Annotated in this window: 11 protein-coding genes, 2 tRNA genes, 3 rRNA genes and 1 pseudogene; 6 read left to right on the forward strand and 11 right to left on the reverse strand. The window is 42.9% G+C overall.

Translation table 11 applies throughout. The features are described 5' to 3' along the window. Positions 1-13: 13 nt before the first annotated feature. A complete protein-coding gene (locus tag GKD17_RS17310; protein WP_007831454.1) occupies positions 14-1,660 on the reverse strand; it encodes an alpha-L-fucosidase in 1,647 nt (548 codons plus the stop codon). A gap of 241 nt (positions 1,661-1,901) precedes the next feature. On the opposite strand from GKD17_RS17310, the gene GKD17_RS17315 reads away from it, so the two are divergent. The 5 genes from GKD17_RS17315 (at position 1,902) to GKD17_RS17335 (ending at position 7,082) form a co-directional block, all read left to right on the forward strand. Beyond that, positions 1,902-2,762 (forward strand): helix-turn-helix domain-containing protein, encoded by an 861-nt coding sequence (locus GKD17_RS17315; protein WP_007831452.1) that lies wholly within the window; start codon positions 1,902-1,904, stop codon positions 2,760-2,762. A gap of 117 nt (positions 2,763-2,879) precedes the next feature. Then, the gene (locus GKD17_RS17320; protein WP_007831447.1) at positions 2,880-3,812 is read left to right on the forward strand and encodes an aldo/keto reductase; all 933 of its coding nucleotides are present in this window, start codon (positions 2,880-2,882) and stop codon (positions 3,810-3,812) included. Between the two features lie 17 nt (positions 3,813-3,829). Further along, positions 3,830-4,753 carry an L-galacto-1,5-lactonase LgaB gene (gene lgaB / locus GKD17_RS17325; protein ID WP_008653956.1) on the forward strand — a complete coding sequence of 308 codons (924 nt, stop codon included), beginning with the start codon at positions 3,830-3,832 and terminating at the stop codon, positions 4,751-4,753. 26 nt (positions 4,754-4,779) lie between these two features. Further along, positions 4,780-6,039 (forward strand): L-fucose:H+ symporter permease, encoded by a 1,260-nt coding sequence (gene fucP, locus GKD17_RS17330; protein ID WP_007831438.1) that lies wholly within the window; start codon positions 4,780-4,782, stop codon positions 6,037-6,039. 23 nt (positions 6,040-6,062) lie between these two features. Beyond that, positions 6,063-7,082: a zinc-binding alcohol dehydrogenase family protein gene (locus tag GKD17_RS17335; RefSeq protein WP_007831435.1), complete on the forward strand. Its 1,020-nt coding sequence runs from the start codon at positions 6,063-6,065 to the stop codon at positions 7,080-7,082. 80 nt (positions 7,083-7,162) lie between these two features. Here the strand turns inward: GKD17_RS17335 and GKD17_RS17340 are convergent, their stop codons facing one another. From GKD17_RS17340 to GKD17_RS17365, 6 genes are all read right to left on the reverse strand, one after another. Further along, on the reverse strand, positions 7,163-7,807 hold the full coding sequence (locus tag GKD17_RS17340; RefSeq protein ID WP_007839407.1) for a MarC family protein: 645 nt from the start codon (positions 7,805-7,807) through the stop codon (positions 7,163-7,165). A gap of 132 nt (positions 7,808-7,939) precedes the next feature. Further along, positions 7,940-8,050 (reverse strand): 5S ribosomal RNA (gene rrf, locus GKD17_RS17345). Positions 8,051-8,128: 78 nt separating this feature from the next. After that, positions 8,129-11,017, reverse strand: a 23S ribosomal RNA gene (locus GKD17_RS17350). A gap of 129 nt (positions 11,018-11,146) precedes the next feature. After that, positions 11,147-11,220: transfer RNA gene (locus tag GKD17_RS17355), tRNA-Ala, on the reverse strand. Positions 11,221-11,235: 15 nt separating this feature from the next. Continuing rightward, a tRNA-Ile gene (locus GKD17_RS17360) sits at positions 11,236-11,309 on the reverse strand. Between the two features lie 131 nt (positions 11,310-11,440). Next, positions 11,441-12,972: ribosomal RNA gene (locus tag GKD17_RS17365) — 16S ribosomal RNA — on the reverse strand. The 16S, 23S and 5S rRNA genes sit together here with 2 tRNA genes alongside, the layout of an rRNA operon. Positions 12,973-14,942: 1,970 nt before the next feature. Between GKD17_RS17365 and GKD17_RS23620 the strand changes: the two are divergent. Then, positions 14,943-15,469 (forward strand): annotated as a pseudogene (locus GKD17_RS23620) (LbetaH domain-containing protein). 59 nt (positions 15,470-15,528) lie between these two features. Here GKD17_RS23620 and GKD17_RS17375 read toward each other — a convergent pair. The 4 genes from GKD17_RS17375 to GKD17_RS17390 form a co-directional block, all read right to left on the reverse strand. Further along, entirely contained in the window at positions 15,529-17,010 is a 1,482-nt protein-coding gene (locus GKD17_RS17375; protein WP_007855760.1) for an MBOAT family O-acyltransferase, read from the reverse strand. Beyond that, a complete protein-coding gene (locus tag GKD17_RS17380) occupies positions 16,988-17,950 on the reverse strand; it encodes an SGNH/GDSL hydrolase family protein (protein WP_007831243.1) in 963 nt (320 codons plus the stop codon). Before GKD17_RS17380 ends, GKD17_RS17375 begins: the two co-directional genes overlap by 23 nt. Continuing rightward, entirely contained in the window at positions 17,937-19,304 is a 1,368-nt protein-coding gene (locus GKD17_RS17385; RefSeq protein WP_007831242.1) for an SGNH/GDSL hydrolase family protein, read from the reverse strand. Before GKD17_RS17385 ends, GKD17_RS17380 begins: the two co-directional genes overlap by 14 nt. 136 nt (positions 19,305-19,440) lie before the next feature. Further along, entirely contained in the window at positions 19,441-19,734 is a 294-nt protein-coding gene (locus GKD17_RS17390; protein WP_007843382.1) for a PG0541 family transporter-associated protein, read from the reverse strand. Positions 19,735-19,799 lie beyond the last annotated feature (65 nt).

Raw genomic sequence — 19,799 nt, forward strand, 5'->3', positions numbered from 1 at the left:
CTTTATGCTATATTCACTTCTTTATCTTAAATACGGGAGCAATCTTATTCAACTGTACATCAGGCATATCAATAACAACTCCTTGCGCTGTACGAGTAAAAAATACCTTTCCATAACCTAACAACTCAATTTTAGTAATTTTATCAGGGTACAACTCACTTCCCGTTGCCAGCGATTGAATGACAACTTGCTTTTCTTCCGGCCATGCAAGGACTGTAGCATAGAGATATTTCTTGGTTTGAGTAAAACGGATTTCAGATGCAGTAGCTTTAGTGTAAGCACCTTCATTGAAACCTTGAGCATTAATCTTGATATCAGCATTGGCTATCGGACCTTCTCCGAAGACTTTCCACGGACGTGTATCATAAATAGCCTCTTTATTCATACTCATCCAGTCACCAAATTCATTTAAAATGGCTTCTTCCTTTTCATCAAAAGTTCCGTCAGCCCGAAGAGGAACACTAAGCAACAAATTCCCGTTTTTACTGATCACATCCACTAATAGTTTCACTACATCGGAAGCACTCTTATACCAACCGTTCTCCGCCAATCTGGTATCATAATGCCAACCGCCTAAACAAGAACAAGTCTGCCATGGCTCTTCATAAATACTATTGGGAGATCCCCTTTCCACATCCCATACCAAAGCTTTACGTTGCTCATCGGTAAGAATTTTACCAAACATAACAGCACTGAAATCCCCCTTACGAGCAACCATGTTGTGATTATAAAAATGTGCGGCAATCTTCAAACCCGCATCACTGATAGGATAAAACGGTACACCAGTCACATCAAAATAAATCAAATCAGGATTATAATGGTTTATTGCATCAATTGTACGATCATAAAAGTTTGTCACATATTCTTGAGTAGGAATACAAACACCATTTCCCCATGCCCATTGACGGTGAATCATACCGTCAGCCCAACTTCCAGCGCTTAACGGGTGATTCTGTGCATAAAGTTTTTGAGGATCGTAGCCTTCCCACCACTTACCCTTACCATCTTCTTTAGTCAAACATCCATCATAGGGTACACCTGCCTTCTCGCCATGACGGTCGTATCGTTGAGCCGGTTCATACCAGCTCCACGCATGATCCGCATGAAAACTGATACCAAATGGAAGACCGTTTTTCTTTGCAGCTTCAGCCCAGCCCGCCAATATATCCTTCTTAGGACCTATATTCACGGAATTCCATTCCTGATATTGGCTATCCCATAAATCATAATTATCATGGTGATTACCTAAAGCGAAGAAATACTGGGCACCAATCTTCTTATAAAAGGAAACCAATTTGTCCGGATCCCATTTCTCGGCTTTAAACAAAGGCAATATATCCTTGAAGCCCACTTCAGAGGGATGGCCATAATGTTCCACATGGTGCTTATACTCGCGCGAACCTTCCAAATAGAGAGAACGCGCCATCCAGTCGCCGGACCCTTCCACACATTGCGGTCCCCAATGTGCCCAAATACCAAATTTGGCATTTCTAAACCATTCAGGAACTTTATAGTTCTGCAATGATTCCCAAGTAGGTTCGAACTCTCCTTCCTGCATTTTTTCATTTTTCTCTGAAACAGGTACCTGGTAAGTCTGAGCCTCCAAAACTCCCGCCCAAAGCAACAAAGCCGAAGCCAAAAGAAAATGTTTTGCTTTCATAGTATAATTGCTTTATATATTTTTCAATTATCAATAGTGCAAATATACAGAGTTGAAACCAATTTATATTATCCAAATGCGCCATTATGTAGGACAATATCGACTTTTACCTGAGATAATTCAAAAACGAATACCAAAACAGGTGATTTGATATGAAAATATCGATTTCCCATTGGATTATATATATACTTTTGCTTACTTTGTACGAAACTGAATCTTTCATTCTAATACCTTAAGGAATATGACACAATCAATCGACCAATTACATTTACTTATATTAAATGTAGGACTAGCCATTCACAATGCAGACTGGAACTGGAAAAACGTAAGCAGCCCTTTTACCAGACTCTATTATATAATGGAAGGAACTGCCCAAATAATATTTCCCGACGGAATACAGGAACTAAAACCACATCATCTATATCTGGTGCCATCATTCACTACCCATAGTTATCAGTGCAATTCTCATTTCACTCATTATTATCTCCATATATATGAAGACCATCAATCAGAATCCGGCATTCTGGAAGATTGGAATTTCCCGATAGAAATACCTGCGGACAACCTGGAATTACCACTTATTAAAAGGTTATGTGAAATAAATCCTACCATGCAGCTTCCTCAATCCGACCCGACAAGCTATGACAACAACCCCACATTAATCAGAAACATCATTAAAAATAAACAGCGTACCTTCTGTGACAAAGTCGAATCCAGAGGTATAGTATATCAACTTATTGCCCGCTTTTTAAAAGACGCCAAACCTAAAGTGGAAGTCAACGATAACCGTATCCAAAAAGTCTTGTCCCACATCCGAAAAAATATCTATAAAACAGTAGATATAGACTCATTGGCAGCAATCTCATGCCTCTCAAAAGATCATTTTATCCGTCTTTTCAAAAAAGAAGTCGGTAACACACCGCTGCAATATATTAATCAGAAAAAAATAGAGAAAGCCCAATTAATTCTGATTACAGAGGATATTCCTGTAAAAAACATAGCTTATCTCCTTGCTTATGAAGACCATTCTTATTTCAACCGCTTATTCAAAAAAATCACAGGCGTTACTCCTCAGCAATATAGAGAACTATATAAAAAGTAACCGTCTTATTATTTTTACGCAAAGGTTTACGTACTTTTTTCAACCTCTTCCACCACATACCTAAAGGTTATTCCTCTATTTTTGATTCCGGAAATAAATCTAAAAATAAATAGAACTATGAATTACAATGAAATCGGGAAAACCGGTATGCGGGTTTCCAATCTTAGTTTCGGCGCATCTTCATTAGGAGGAGTTTTTCATGATATCCGCGAAGCAGAGGGTATCAAAGCTGTTTACACAGCAGTAGAGAATGGAATGAATTTTATTGATGTATCTCCCTACTACGGGCACTACAAGGCCGAAACCGTATTAGGCAAAGCATTGAAAGAAATCCCACGTGACAAATATTATCTCTCTACCAAAGTGGGACGCTATGGAAAAGATGGAATCAACACATGGGATTATTCCGGAAAACGTGCAACGGAAAGCGTTTATGAAAGCTTGGAAAGACTCCACATTGAATATATCGATCTGATTAATGTACACGATGTAGAGTTTTCAGACATGAATCAGGTAGTCAACGAAACATTACCTGCACTGGTAGAACTTAAAAAGAAAGGTATTGTGGGACATGTAGGTATCACAGATTTGCAATTAGAAAACTTAAAATGGGTCATTGATCACTCGGAACCAGGAACAGTAGAAAGCGTACTTAACTTCTGCCATTATTGTCTGAATGACGAGAAACTGACTGATTATCTGGATTATTTTGAATCAAAGAATATCGGCATCATCAATGCCTCCCCCCTTTCAATGGGCTTGCTCTCCCAACGTGGGGTTCCTGCATGGCATCCGGCCCCCCAATCACTGGTAGAAGCCTGTCGGAAAGCTGTTCAACATTGCCTGTCCAAAAATTATCCTATAGAGAAACTGGCTATTCAATATTCTGTCAGCAATCCACGTATCGCCACCACTTTGTTCAGTTCGGCCAATCCAGATAATGTATTGAAAAATATAACATACGCTGAAGAACCCATCGATTGGAACCTTGTAAAGGAAGTACAAGAAATTATCGGAAAACAAATGCGTGTCAGTTGGGCTAATTCATAATACAAAGGAGAATAATGATGGATTTTAACATAATAGATGCACATTCCCATCTTTGGTTACGGCAAAATACGGAAGTCAACGGATTGCCTATCCGTACTTTAACCAACGGACGTTCGTTATTTATGGGAGAAGAACGTCAGATGGTTCCGCCCTTTATGATTGACGGGCGGAATAGTGCCGAGGTTTTTCTCTCGAACATGGACTATGCACAAGTATCGGCTGCCGTAGTCACTCAGGAATTTATTGATGGCATCCAAAATGAATACCTCGCAAAAGTGGCCCATAAATACCCGGACCGTTTCTTTGTATGCGGTATGTGCGAATTTCGTAAACCCGGTTATCTGCAACAGGCCAAGGAATTAATAAGTTCTGGTTTCAAAGCAATAAAAATCCCAGCACACCGCCTTTTTCTAAAAGAAGGAAGAGTCATGCTGAACTGTGACGAAATGATGGAAATGTTCCATTACATGGAAGATAAAAACATTATCCTTTCCATTGATCTGGCTGATGGAAACACGCAAGTGCAGGAGATGAAAGAAATTATCCAGGAATGTCCGCAACTAAAAATCGCTATCGGACATTTCGGTATGGTTACAACTCCTCATTGGCAGGAACAAATAAAACTGGCCCGGCATACCCATGTCATGATAGAGTCAGGAGGCATTACCTGGTTGTTCAACAGTGAATTCTACCCGTTTGCAGGAGCGGTGAAGGCTATCAAAGAAGCAACAGATTTGGTCGGTATGGACAAACTGATGTGGGGATCGGATTACCCGCGGACCATTACGGCCATTACTTACAAGATGTCTTACGATTTCATCCTTAAAACGACTGAAATGACACAAGAAGAGAAAGCACTTTTTTTAGGTAAAAACGCCGAAAGATTTTATGGTTTCAAAAATCTCATATCTCTTCCTTACATTAAAAACATGTCAGAATAATCAACTGACACTTATTAATCCATACCATGAAAAATAAGACCTATTATGTACCATTGATGCTCATATTCTGCCTGTTTTTCCTATGGGCTATCAGCAGCAATCTACTACCTACTATGATAAGACAGCTGATGAAAACCTGTGAGTTAAACGCTTTCGAAGCATCATTCACAGAAACAGCCTACTGGCTTGCCTATTTCATCTGTCCCATTCCCATCGCTATGTTCATGAAAAAATACAGCTACAAATCGGGAATTATTTTCGGGTTATTACTGGCAGCATGTGGTGGGTTACTGTTCTTCCCCGCTGCTATGCTGAAAGAATATTGGGCATATCTATGTATATTCTTCATCATTGCCACTGGAATGTGTTTTTTAGAAACAGCAGCCAATCCTTATGTAACCGCTTTGGGAGATCCAGAAAGTGCGCCCCGTCGATTGAATCTAGCACAATCATTCAATGGGCTGGGAGCTTTTATAGCCGCCATGTTTCTCAGCAAACTGATTCTGAGTGGCAACCACTATACCCGCAACACCCTGCCCGCTTCTTTTCCCGGTGGCTGGGAAGGTTACATTCAAACAGAAACAGACGCCATGAAACTTCCTTATCTGCTGCTAGCTATGTTACTCATTGTTATTGCCATCATCTTTATCTTCTCCAAATTACCTAAAATCAAAGAAGGAAATACGATGGAAGGAGTAGAATATAAAGGAGAAAAATTAATTGATTTCGGAGTCTTAAAACGTTCTCACCTTCGTTGGGGAGTCATTGCACAATTCTTCTACAATGGTGGTCAGACAGCCATTAACAGTTTATTTCTAGTCTACTGTTGTACCTATGCAGAACTACCTGAAAATACAGCCACCACCTTTTTCGGTCTTTATATGCTGGCTTTTTTGGCAGGAAGATGGACAGGCACACTACTCATGGTAAAATTCCGTCCACAAGACATGCTCTTGGTATATGCGCTGATTAATGTCTTGCTATGTATTGTTGTGGTTTGTTTTGGTGGTTGGACAGGTCTTTATGCCATGCTGGGCATTTCTTTTTTCATGTCTATCATGTATCCCACTCAGTTCTCGCTTGCTTTGACTGATTTAGGCAGCAACACAAAAAGCGGCTCGGCATTTCTAGTTATGGCCATCGTTGGAAATGCTTGCTTGCCCCAACTCACTGCTTATGTGATGCATCTGAACGAACACATTTATTATATAGCTTATGCTATTCCTATGATTTGTTTCCTGTTTTGTGCCTACTATGGTTGGAAAGGATACAAAGTAATTGATTAAAAACTTATAAAAATAAACAGAAGATGAAAGCAATTCAAATTACTGCTCCTTCCGAGATGAAGGTAGTAAACATTGAGAAACCCGCTCTTAAACCGGGAGAAGTTCTTGTAAAAATTAAATATGTAGGCTTTTGCGGCTCGGACCTGAATACATTTTTAGGACGTAATCCAATGGTAAAACTACCTGTCATTCCGGGACACGAAGTAGGAGCTATTATTGAAGCCATAGGCAAGGATGTACCAGAATCATTAAAACCGGGTATGAGCGTCACAGTCAATCCTTATACCAATTGCGGAAAATGTGCTTCATGCCGTAACGGCAGAGTAAATGCCTGCGAACATAACGAAACCCTGGGAGTACAGCGTAATGGTGCCATGTGTGAATATATCGCACTGCCTTGGAACAAAATAATCCCGGCAAGCCATATTTCTCCTCGTGATTGTGCACTAATCGAACCAATGAGTGTAGGTTTCCATGCAGTTTCACGAGCGCAAGTTACAGACATCGATACAGTTATGATTATTGGCTGCGGAATGATCGGTATGGGTGCTATTGTACGTTCAACTCTTCGTGGAGCTACCGTTATTGCCGTAGATTTGGACGATGAAAAATTGGAACTAGCCAAACGGGTAGGCGCTCACCACACCATCAACTCCATGACAGAGAATGTACACGAACGCTTGACAAAGATTACAGAAGGATTTGGTCCTGATGTGGTCATCGAAGCTGTCGGCAGCCCTGCAACCTATGTCATGGCAGTCAATGAAGTTGGATTTACCGGAAGGGTCGTATGCATAGGTTATGCAAAATCAGAGGTGTCTTTTCAGACTAAATATTTTGTACAGAAAGAGCTTGATATCCGAGGTTCTCGTAATGCACTACCCGCAGATTTCAGGGCAGTTATCCGCTATATGGAGCAAGGTACTTGTCCAAAGGATGAATTAATCAGCAAAGTAGCCAAACCCGAAACCGCACTACAAGCTATGGAAGAGTGGGCGAAAGCCCCCGAAAAAGTATTCCGTATATTAGTTGAATTTGACTAATAACCAGCACCCAGATACAAAGAATGTGCTCAAAGTGAATTAAATAATCATATTCTACTTTCAGCACATTCTTTCGTTGGTTAAACCCTACTTGATTGGATAATATCAATTAATATCGGACGAAGTCCGCTAACGAAACATTCCACAGCTATTACCATCAAAATAAGTCCCATCAAACGCATCATTACATTATTTCCAGTTTCGCCAAGAATAGAAACCAACCGAGTAGACGCCCGCAATATAAGATAAGTGATAAAATAAATCAAACCAATCATCCCAATCAATACCCCCTTCATAGTCCAAGTATTGGCATCATCCATTAACATTATTCCGTTAGCTATAGCACCGGGACCGCAAAGCATAGGAATAGATAATGGGGTAATTGAAATATCATTGGCATACGTTTTAATTTCTTCGTCTTTCAACTTAGTATTAGTAAAACGTGCCTGTAACATATCATATCCAATCTTCAAAATAATAAAACCGGCAGCAATACGAAAGCCATTGGTCGATATTCCAAAAAATTTGAATAAAAATTGCCCGGAGAAAGTAAAAGCCAGAAGTGTAATAAAGGAAATGATAGTAGCGCGTTTCACAATATGACGCCGTTCTTCATCATCCATTCCTTTAGTCATAGTCAAAAATACAGGCATGGTTCCCAACGGGTTGGTTAATGTGAAAAAAGAGGTAAAGCATAGTAATGCAAATGGTAATAATGTATCCATTGACGTATTATTTTTAGGTTATGGGCAAAAGTAATCCATAATTGGGAGATGAGCAATAGTAGAGGTCATATTTCACACGTGGATACAAAAAAAAGCCTCCGGAACTTCTTCAAGTCCGGAGGCTTCAATCAAAAACGGCAGCTACCTACTCTCCCACTGTGACGCAGTACCATCGGCGTGACAAGGCTTAACTTCTCTGTTCGGAATGGGAAGAGGTGGAACCCTTGTGCTATAGCCACCTGAATAAGGGCGACATATCGACAAGCCATCAGCGTTATCTTATCCTGTAGTAATAACCGAACGTATACACCATCCTAAATATAAGGAAAGTGGACGGGCAATTAGTAATGCTCGGCTTTGGTATCTCTACCTTTACACCTGCATCCTATCAACGTCGTAGTCTACAACGACCCTCAGAAATCTAATCTTGTGGCCGGCTTCGTACTTAGATGCTTTCAGCACTTATCCGATCCAGACTTAGATACCCGGCAATGCACCTGGCGGCACAACCGGTAAACCAGAGGTCTGTCCAACACGGTCCTCTCGTACTAGTGTCAGAGCCACGCAAATTTCATACGCCCACGATAGATAGAGACCGAACTGTCTCACGACGTTCTGAACCCAGCTCGCGTGCCACTTTAATGGGCGAACAGCCCAACCCTTGGGACCTTCTCCAGCCCCAGGATGTGACGAGCCGACATCGAGGTGCCAAACCACTCCGTCGATATGAGCTCTTGGGAGGGATCAGCCTGTTATCCCCGGAGTACCTTTTATCCTTTGAGCGATGTCCCTTCCATACGGAAACACCGGATCACTATGCTCTAGTTTCCTACCTGATCGACTTGTCAGTCTCCCAGTCAAGCGCCCTTATGCCATTACACTCTAACGGCGGTTACCAATCGCCGTGAGGGCACCTTTAGAAGCCTCCGTTACGCTTTTGGAGGCGACCACCCCAGTCAAACTACCCACCAATCAGTGTCCCCATATACACGGGTTAGAATCCAAACAAATGAAGGGTCGTATTTCAACAGCGGCTCCAAGGATACTGGCGTACCCCCTTCAAAGCCTCCGACCTATCCTACACATCACGTGCCCAGATTCAATGATAAGCTATAGTAAAGGTTCACGGGGTCTTTTCGTCCCATCGCGGGTAATCGGCATCTTCACCGATACTACAATTTCACTGAGCTCACGGTTGAGACAGCGTCCAGATCATTACACCATTCGTGCAGGTCGGAACTTACCCGACAAGGAATTTCGCTACCTTAGGACCGTTATAGTTACGGCCGCCGTTTACTGGGGCTTCAATTCAACGCTTCTCTCAACGATGACGTCTCCTCTTAACCTTCCAGCACCGGGCAGGTGTCAGGCTGTATACAGGATCTTTCGATTTAGCACAGCCCTGTGTTTTTGTTAAACAGTTGCCTGGACCTATTCTCTGCGCCCTCCCGTCACCGGGTAGGGACCCTTTATCCCGAAGTTACAGGGTCAGTTTGCCTAGTTCCTTAACCGTGAATCACTCAAGCGCCTTAGAATATTCATCCCGACTACGTGTGTCCGTTTACGGTACGGGTACCTACAGGATTTAGTTTAGCGGATTTTCTTGGCAGCATGATTACATGCACTATTGCCTTGTCCCGAGGGACGCGGCATACTATCAGGTTCGATTCTCATGGTGGATTTGCCTGCCAAGATCAACATCTACACCCTTCAACCATCTATTCCGTCAGATGGCGGCATTGTCACTACTGCGTCTCCACATCACTCCTGGAGGTAGTAACGGAATATTAACCGTTTCTGCCATCGGCATCGCCCTTCGGCTGAGCCTTAGGACCCGACTTACCCTGATCCGATTAGCGTTGATCAGGAAACCTTAGTCTTTCGGCGAGGGGGTTTCCCGCCCCCTTTATCGTTACTTATACCTACATTTGCTTTTCCAGACGCTCCAGAATACCTCGCGGTACGCCTTCGACGCTGACTGGAATGCTCCCCTACCGATCATTTCAATGATCCCACTGCTTCGGTAGACAACTTAATACCCGATTATTATCCACGCCAGACTCCTCGACTAGTGAGCTGTTACGCACTCTTTAAATGAATGGCTGCTTCCAAGCCAACATCCTAGCTGTCTTAGCAGTCAGACTTCGTTAGTTTAACTTAGCTGTCATTTCGGGACCTTAGCAGGTGGTCCGGATTCTTCTCCTCTCGGGCACGGACCTTAGCACCCATGCCCTCACTCCTGAGGTAAAACTGATGCGCATTCGGAGTTTGTCAAGACTTGATAGGCGGTGAAGCCCTCGCATCTTATCAGTCGCTCTACCTCACATCAGTAACCCACAAGGCTGCACCTAAATGCATTTCGGGGAGTACGAGCTATCTCCAAGTTTGATTAGCCTTTCACCCCTACCCTCAGCTCATCCAGAAGCTTTTCAACGCTTATTGGTGCGGTCCTCCAGCTGGTGTTACCCAGCCTTCAACCTGGCCAAGGGTAGATCACTTGGTTTCGCGTCTGCCACTGCCGACTATACGCCCTCTTCAGACTCGCTTTCGCTTCGGATACGTGTGTCGTCACACTTAACCTTGCCGGCAAAGGCAACTCGTAGGTTCATTATGCAAAAGGCACGCCGTCACTGCTTTAAGCAGCTCCGACCGCTTGTAGGCGCACGGTTTCAGGAACTATTTCACTCTTCTGTTCGAAGTGCTTTTCACCTTTCCCTCACGGTACTGGTTCGCTATCGGTCTCTCGGGAGTATTTAGCCTTACCGGATGGTCCCGGCAGATTCACGCAGAATTCCTCGTGCTCCGCGCTACTCAGGATACTACTATGCTTCGACAACATACGAATACGCAACTGTCATGCTCTATGGTCTTTCTTTCCAGAAAGTTCTTCTCCGATGTCTTCATGCAACGACGTAGTCCTACAACCCCGATCATGCCGTAACATGAACGGTTTGGGCTATTCCCCGTTCGCTCGCCACTACTGGGGGAATCATTGTTATTTTCTTTTCCTGCAGGTACTAAGATGTTTCAGTTCCCTGCGTTAGCTCCTGAAATGATCAGGTGGCGTGTCTTCAACACGCCGGGTTGTCCCATTCGGAAATCCCCGGATCAAAGGTTATTTGCACCTCCCCGGAGCTTATCGCAGCTTATCACGTCCTTCATCGCCTCCGAGAGCCAAGGCATCCGCCATGCGCCCTTCTTTACTTTCCTTATTCATTCGCCCACACTTGCGTGCCAGCGGGATGATATATACTTTCAGCTCTTTACTACTAAAATTACTGTTTGCTTGTACAATATGTCATAGATCGGTCATCTTCGTATCTTACGTCTCTGATGGAGTGGAGAATAACGGATTCGAACCGTTGACCCTCTGCGTGCAAGGCAGATGCTCTAGCCAGCTGAGCTAATCCCCCGAATCTCAAGATTCGTAGTCCCAGGCAGAGTTGAACTGCCGACCTCTACATTATCAGTGTAGCGCTCTAACCAACTGAGCTATAGGACTAAGTTCAACCTAGTCTGTTTCATTAGACCCGGCTTCTTACTTTCTCTCTTCCGTCTTAATACGGAATCATATCTTGAATAAACAACAACAGCAGTACAAAAACAAAAACCTTTACTTTGGATCCTCTCCAGAAAGGAGGTGTTCCAGCCGCACCTTCCGGTACGGCTACCTTGTTACGACTTAGCCCCAGTCACCAGTTTTACCCTAGGGCGATCCTCGCGGTTACGCACTTCAGGTACCCCCGGCTCCCATGGCTTGACGGGCGGTGTGTACAAGGCCCGGGAACGTATTCACCGCGCCGTGGCTGATGCGCGATTACTAGCGAATCCAGCTTCGTGGAGTCGGGTTGCAGACTCCAGTCCGAACTGAGAGGGGTTTTAGGGATTGGCATCCACTCGCGTGGTAGCGGCCCTCTGTACCCCCCATTGTAACACGTGTGTAGCCCCGGACGTAAGGGCCGTGCTGATTTGACGTCATCCCCACCTTCCTCACATCTTACGATGGCAGTCTTGTCAGAGTCCTCAGCATCACCTGTTAGTAACTGACAACAAGGGTTGCGCTCGTTATGGCACTTAAGCCGACACCTCACGGCACGAGCTGACGACAACCATGCAGCACCTTCACACTCGCTATTGCTAGCTGAACCGTTTCCGGATCATTCGAGTGCAATTTAAGCCCGGGTAAGGTTCCTCGCGTATCATCGAATTAAACCACATGTTCCTCCGCTTGTGCGGGCCCCCGTCAATTCCTTTGAGTTTCACCGTTGCCGGCGTACTCCCCAGGTGGAATACTTAACGCTTTCGCTTGGCCGCTTGCCGTATATCGCAAACAGCGAGTATTCATCGTTTACCGTGTGGACTACCAGGGTATCTAATCCTGTTTGATACCCACACTTTCGAGCCTCAATGTCAGTTGCAGCTTAGCAGGCTGCCTTCGCAATCGGAGTTCTTCGTGATATCTAAGCATTTCACCGCTACACCACGAATTCCGCCTGCCTCAACTGCACTCAAGACATCCAGTATCAACTGCAATTTTACGGTTGAGCCGCAAACTTTCACAACTGACTTAAACATCCATCTACGCTCCCTTTAAACCCAATAAATCCGGATAACGCTCGGATCCTCCGTATTACCGCGGCTGCTGGCACGGAGTTAGCCGATCCTTATTCATAAAGTACATGCAAACGGGTATGCATACCCGACTTTATTCCTTTATAAAAGAAGTTTACAACCCATAGGGCAGTCATCCTTCACGCTACTTGGCTGGTTCAGGCCATCGCCCATTGACCAATATTCCTCACTGCTGCCTCCCGTAGGAGTTTGGACCGTGTCTCAGTTCCAATGTGGGGGACCTTCCTCTCAGAACCCCTATCCATCGTTGACTAGGTGGGCCGTTACCCCGCCTACTATCTAATGGAACGCATCCCCATCGTCTACCGGAAAATACCTTTAATCATGCGGACATGTGAACTCATGATCCCATCCTGGATTAATCTTCCTTTCAGAAGGCTGGCCAAGAGTAGACGGCAGGTTGGATACGTGTTACTCACCCGTGCGCCGGTCGCCATCAGCCTTAGCAAGCTAAGACCATGCTGCCCCTCGACTTGCATGTGTTAAGCCTGTAGCTAGCGTTCATCCTGAGCCAGGATCAAACTCTTCATTGTAAAAATATTCTTTCAACACTTAAGTTGACTTTACGCTCAAGGACTCCAAATCTATCAATACAATAAAAATATTGACGGTTCTTGTTTTTCCGTACACCATATATATACGGTGCACCGGCTTGTACTACTTGTTTGTTTATCTTAAATCTTTCAAAGAACTCTTATTCTTGTTTGCCATCGTTTCCGAAAGCGGATGCAAAGGTAAGAGATTTTATCGTAACCACCAAATGTTTTCGAAAGTTTTTTTGAAAAAGTTTTTTTCGAAACTTCCATAAAAGGCGGACCACCCATCCTCCCGAGGTCTTATCCGTTCTCGCTCCCTTAGCCCCGCTAAGGTAAGATACCAGGTGCAGATCACTATCAAGGAAAATCTCCCACGTTTGTTTCACCAAGTCAGTAACACTGTCTGAAGTGCCGCATCTCTCTCGATTGCGGGTGCAAAAGTAGACCTTTTAACGCTAACAGGCAAACTTTCACAAGACAAATTATCCGGATTCCCTGAAACTTTTTTGTAATACGCTGAATCACAGATGTGTTACAAAGAAGGTTTTTATAACGGAGGACACGGGAGGAAAAAGACAGACACATTATAATATTCGCACGCGCGTAAACAAAAACGGAAAAAGAAAAAACGAATACGCAAACAAAAGCCGGAAAAAACGGAAAAAGAAAAAAACGGAAGGCAAACTTGCAAACTTGCAAAACTTGCAGCACTTCCACACCCACACACGTGCGCGTACATTAATAATGCAACAAAATAATATGTTCCAAAATTCCACTCTATTTCTTTATTGTGATCTGTGAATGACCTGATCTCCCTCCTGTTTTCTTGTTCACGTTTTTTCTCTTTTGTGAAATATATGCGTCTTGATGAGGAGATTCCTTTAAAAGGCCATTACTACAGCCAATGCCGGCTGGAGAACAGCAGGCGGCAGGTCTTCTGACAGGACAGTGCCTCGGAAACGGGATGTCGTGCCGTGTGTCTTCATACAGTTCATGTGCTCCGAAGGGTTAGTAACGTGTGTTCCGTAAAGTTAGTAACGTGTGGCCCTATACGTTACTAACATACAGGTCTGCACGTTAGTAACGTGTTCCATTTAGATTGATAGCGCGTTATTCTGCATGCCGACAGCTTGTTCTCCACGGAATTATGCAAGCTGTACCAGCATGATTGGCGGAAGTCTCCGGTCTGTACAGATACCTGCTGAAGGTTCGGACAGTCATCCCTTTGCCACCTGTGTCTGTCCGATTCCGGTTTCTGTCTTCCACTTTCCTTTTTTCTCCTTATACGGTCCCACCTCTTTCCACCAAAAATCCTGTCACATCTCTCCCTTTTCCCCCGCTCCACCTTCTGTGTCCCGTCATACTTTCCTCCATTTCAGCTCTCCCCTGCATCGTCCGTTTGTCCTCCTCCACCGTTGCTTGTCATACCCTCCTTGTACCCTCTCATTTTTCCACATTATAATGTACGCGCACGTGTGTGGGTGTGGAAGTGCTGCAAGTTTTGCAAGTTTGCAAGTTTCATCCCCGCTTTATATCATAAAGGGAACTGAAAATAAATAATATTCTAGCATTTAGTCAATGCTCCAATAAACTATATAATTTTTTATTGCTATATTTGTCCTCATCAAATCATCAAAATGAATATAACTTCTACTATCATAACAGCTTCGGACGGAACACCCCTCTCCTTATATGATGTATGCCGATTTCTATCCAAGCAACAATGGAGACACATATTAAAACTATTGGAACAGGAAGGAATACATATAGAAAGAATAGAAGCTTATGAATATCCGGAAGCCCGAGACATCAAACATCTATTTATACGCTTTAAAAAAGAAAAAGAAGACACTCCTTTTTATTTACTATCTCCAGAAATATTCTCTAAACTAACCAACACGATAATACAAGAATATTCTTCAAATATAAAATAAAAGAAGTTGTATAAACTATTAAATTAGAATGAGATGAAAAATATCAATGGTCAAGGCAATGAAATTACAATTATTTTACCACATGACAAAAATAGATTGTGCATCCTCCCATCATGAACAATTCAATCAAATCATCAATCGATCCAACATCATAATTACAGGAAACAACAATCATGTTTCCATGCATTTCGATTCAGAAGAGAATGTTGAAAAACTACTTTTTAATGAATATTTTCTGTTGATTATCAAAGGAAACAGTAACACGGTTAATTAAGCTGGGGCATTGGTATTTGGTGTACCGACGCACATACTATAACAAATTTAAAGGGAAAACCGATTAATTTGCTCAAAGTATAGAAATTGGCAAATATGTATGGGTAGGAAAAGATGTAAAGATTGGTAAAAATACAAAAATACCCGATGACAGTATTGTGGGTTGGGGAAGTATTGTAACAAAAGTATTCCACGAACCGAATATAATATTAGCAGGCATCCCTGCAAAAATTATAAAGAGAGGTATAAATTGGGATCGTAGATATATCAATAAATACTTACTATAATCGTATTTTAGGGTGTCTGACTAGATATCTTTTCAGACACCCCATTGATAACTATTCCGTTAGAACTGGAAATAAATAAACGGCTGAATATCACTGCTCTTTATCTGGATAACCAAATAAATCAGTACTACCAACAATAATGCCTTTCCCAATAAAGGTAATTTTACAACTCCACGACAACACGCATCCTGCCAACTATCAGGAGCAAAATGTAGCAAATACCCTATTCCCATCAAAACAAACACTTTCCAATAACCTTCTATCAGCTGCATGAATACCTCGGGATGAAAAGCTGTAAATATCTGCTTCAGCATAACAACCGAAGCTTCAAAAGTCGTATTACGGAAAAATATCCAGCAGAAACAAACAAAATTGAAAGTAATAAGAACTGCAAAAAATTTACGAATGCCCTTACTAGTGGCCGTCTTAGGCTTATGCAGCAAGTTACGCCAGAATTTCTGTGCAGCCAGTGCTATTCCATGAAATCCTCCCCATATCACAAAATTCCAAGATGCGCCATGCCACAAACCACCTAACAACATAGTAAGGCACAAATTAATATAAGTACGGGCCTTCCCCTTGCGGTTTCCCCCCAATGAGATATAAAGATAATCTCGCAACCATGTAGAAAGAGAGATATGCCAACGATGCCAAAAATCGGTTATACTATCGGCTTTATAAGGCGAATTAAAGTTCATAGGAAAACGGAAGCCCAACAGCAAAGCAAGCCCGATAGCCATATCACTATATCCGGAAAAGTCACAATAAATCTGTAAAGCATACCCATATACACCAAACAAATTCTCAACCCCGGAATAAAGAGCCGGATTATCAAAAATACGTTCCACAAAATTTACACTGATATAATCGGAGATTACAGCTTTCTTGAATAATCCGCTGATGATAAAGAAAACACCGGTACCAAACATCTCCGAGGAAACAAACAGCGGTTGCCTGATTTGAGGAATAAAATCGCGGGCACGTACAATAGGACCCGCTACCAGCTGTGGAAAAAAAGACACATAAAATGTATAATCCAACAACCTGTTCAAAGGAACCAATTCACGACGGTAAACATCTATGGTATAACTTAAAGACTGGAAAGTGAAGAACGATATCCCCACCGGCAAGAAAATATCCAACGGCTGGAATTTACCATTCCACAAAGGAGCCAGCATCTGATAAAAGAAATTGGTATACTTGAAATAACAGAGCAATCCTAAATTTATTCCCAGACTTGCCAGCAGCAAAAACATCCGTTTCCATTGAGTTTCGGTATGCGCCATACGCCCTGCCAGCAAGAAATCCGTCACTGTCACCACCCCCAGCAAGAAAAAATAAAAACCGCTACTCTTATAATAGAAATAATAAGAAAACAGCGTTACAAACAGGATGCGTGCCGTATCCTGTTTCTGCAATAACATATAAATCAGGCTAAAGCCCAAAAACAGAAACAAAAACAAGCCGCTGCTAAAAATCATCGGTTGCTTGGCATTATAAGTCAATACTTCAGCCAGTTTACTCCAATCCAGTTGCCACATATTCATTATACGCTTTAATCAGTGCCTGATGTAATAAATTACCTTGTAAACGATATCCATCGGGAGTGAAATGAATGCCATCCGCACGAAACATGTGGTGCTTCGTCCAGTTACGACAAGCATCTGTCTTTCCTCCTACTATATTATACATATCCCAAACTGCCATTTTATGCTCTTGTGCATACTCCTTTATAATACGTGCAGCCGTTACGGTTCTCGGATTAATAGTACGTGCACGACGACGTCCCACATATGCTCCGGGAGGTGTAGTAAGTAAAAAAAACGCTTCAGGACAGGCAGCTTTCAACATACCCAACAGTCTGCCTATCTGCATTTTGTGAGCCTGAGCCAGATAACGGCGGCTATGTGCCTCATTGGTTCCAAAAGAAACAATAATCAGATCAGGATGCAAAGAAGCTATTTTTTTTATTTTTTCATCGTCAGAGAAAGTAACAGAAGTAGCTCCATTAATGCCAAGCATATGATAAACAATACCCGGTTCGCCCGTCTCATGTGCCAACCCTTCGGTACGATATGAAATGGTATCAGGATAAACAGCCTCAGCACCAAAATCATGTTCCAGACAACGACGGGTTATTAATGGATAAAGATGCCCCCGCACATGAGAATCACCTATATGGACTATCCGTACCGGTCCCGTCATATCATTCAGTTTTTGAAAGAAAGGAGAAAGCGAACGGCTCTCATCTTCTATCACATTATCTAAAGAATGAGTAAAACTCGCCGGAAGTGAATCATGTACTGTTATCAGCCGCATACCACGATGCATTTCCTTTGTTTCACCGGGTATGCGAAGCGGCTCCAACGGTCGGGACAATGCCGGAATAGCATCCTGGGCATAAAGACATGGAAACAGCAAGAACAAAAACAATACCATTGCTACACCGGACAGACCAAGAAATCTGTTATTCCTCCTCATAGGCTTTCCGCTTTTCGTATTGCTCTTTGCCATACATCAATGTTTCAAATAAGATACCTGCCAAATGCCTGCCTCCCTTAAAATTGATATGGGTATAATCAAGATTCGCCATTTTTTGCCCGATCATATCGACAATGCTTCCTTGACCTCCCATTGCCTCATACATATTCCAAAAAGCGATATGGCTATCAGCCGCAATGGACTGTTGATAACGGATAAGATTCTTGACTCCGGGCATGGTGCGGAGATCTCCATTCTCGTTTTTATATTCACGGTCACCCACACTGACCAGTAAAATGCTGGTTTCAGGAAAAGCTGTCTTCAAATGCTCTATCACCGTAAGCATCCCTTTCTTATAGCCATCGTATTTTACGCCTCGTTCCGTAGCCACATTCAAACCATATTGGACCACAATCAAATCGTATGGACGAAGACGTTGGAAATCGCGAAGCGTATGTAAAGGAATACTACGTAAATGAAGCCCACTGCTACCACGTACGCTAAAATTATCCAAAGATATTCCCTGCTTGCCATCCATAGCCACTCCATAGAAAGTAGCAGAATCAGCATGTTCCACACTCCACCGTACTTGTCCTATCCTTCCTTTCACCGAAACAGCCTGCACACCTCCTGTTCCTACTTCCTCATGCAACTCTCCTTCCGCAGCATTATTCACTTTAGAACGGACAGCGGCAAAACCTTTATTTAGGAAATAAAAAGTAGAAACCTCACAGGTATCCAGTCGGGAAGCATATTTACTCTGTCCTTTTAACTGCACATAAGCACCTTCACGAGGGAAAAAATAATGTCCGGAAATATCTTGCTGTATTTTATCAAAACCAACAGAGTCATTGGATGAATGACTGCTCCATCCCCCAAAAGTATGGCGTACCGTAGGACGGTAACCGCTGATGGAAGAGGTTACAGGAACATATCCCACTCCGCACCCACCAAATTCTTGTTGAAGCATTTCGCGCAAATCGGCAGTAAAAATATCAGCTTCTATAAAAGAATCACCGAAGTAAGCGATGCGTACAGGGCGTTTCATGGTTTTCACTTTGGAAAGTGCCTCATAAAAATGTTTCATTCCCCGCATGGTGGAATCCGAATAATCCTCAATACAAGTAATACCCGTTTTACATGTATCCACAAAAATAGGTTTTACAGGAGGAGGAAGAACAATGGTGTCGGAATCACATACTTCTTCTTCCACATCCGGACGGATATCAGCCAACAGGTCCACCTTGCGCAACGGTTTGCCTCCCACCGACATGGGGGGAAGGAAATACAGCCCCATTAACGCTCCTACTACGATAAAAGTGAGAAGAAAAGTAGCCGGTATATAGTTTTTCATATTGCTATATTTGTAAATTAACCGCAAAAGTAGTGATTTTTTAGACGGAGTACTTCATGATAGAGGCTAAAAAAAGAAAAAAGACTGCGCCAGAAAGAGGGCAACAGTCTTTTTCTTTAATAATGAAAAGACAGATTCAAATCGTCTTTTCTATGTTCCACACAAAAGCACGTAATCCCAATTGTTCGGTTTCCTTATCCATTTTATGCAAGGCGTCCAATAACGGATCCACTTTGGTGTCATCTACCACTGTCATAATAGCCGAGCACATACTGGGCCACGCGTGACTGCCATAATGCGGTTCTCCTTTTACAGAGCCGCGCCCCTGCAACTGCTGCCAATAACTGAATCCACGACAATTCTGGCGATCCAACAATGCCAGAATACGTTCGTAAAAAGCTTGGTCGAAAGTGATGAAAACAGATTTCATTATTCCATTTTTTATTTTAAGTTCTGTCATCCGGTCCCCTATTCATTTCGATTCGGATAACAAAT

It is taken from the genome of Phocaeicola dorei (genome assembly GCF_013009555.1).
Lineage (GTDB): Bacteria > Bacteroidota > Bacteroidia > Bacteroidales > Bacteroidaceae > Phocaeicola > Phocaeicola dorei.

Bases quoted from the DNA above. Each gene is read 5' to 3' on its own strand.
- GKD17_RS17390 (WP_007843382.1), bottom strand. From the start codon at position 19,734: ATGAAATCTGTTTTCATCACTTTCGACCAAGCTTTTTACGAACGTATT.
- lgaB (WP_008653956.1), top strand. From the start codon at position 3,830: ATGGATTTTAACATAATAGATGCACATTCCCATCTTTGGTTACGGCAA.
- GKD17_RS17315 (WP_007831452.1), top strand. From the start codon at position 1,902: ATGACACAATCAATCGACCAATTACATTTACTTATATTAAATGTAGGA.
- GKD17_RS17375 (WP_007855760.1), bottom strand. From the start codon at position 17,010: ATGTGGCAACTGGATTGGAGTAAACTGGCTGAAGTATTGACTTATAAT.
- GKD17_RS17340 (WP_007839407.1), bottom strand. From the start codon at position 7,807: ATGGATACATTATTACCATTTGCATTACTATGCTTTACCTCTTTTTTC.
- GKD17_RS17335 (WP_007831435.1), top strand. From the start codon at position 6,063: ATGAAAGCAATTCAAATTACTGCTCCTTCCGAGATGAAGGTAGTAAAC.
- GKD17_RS17380 (WP_007831243.1), bottom strand. From the start codon at position 17,950: ATGAGGAGGAATAACAGATTTCTTGGTCTGTCCGGTGTAGCAATGGTA.
- GKD17_RS17385 (WP_007831242.1), bottom strand. From the start codon at position 19,304: ATGAAAAACTATATACCGGCTACTTTTCTTCTCACTTTTATCGTAGTA.
- fucP (WP_007831438.1), top strand. From the start codon at position 4,780: ATGAAAAATAAGACCTATTATGTACCATTGATGCTCATATTCTGCCTG.
- GKD17_RS17320 (WP_007831447.1), top strand. From the start codon at position 2,880: ATGAATTACAATGAAATCGGGAAAACCGGTATGCGGGTTTCCAATCTT.
- GKD17_RS17310 (WP_007831454.1), bottom strand. From the start codon at position 1,660: ATGAAAGCAAAACATTTTCTTTTGGCTTCGGCTTTGTTGCTTTGGGCG.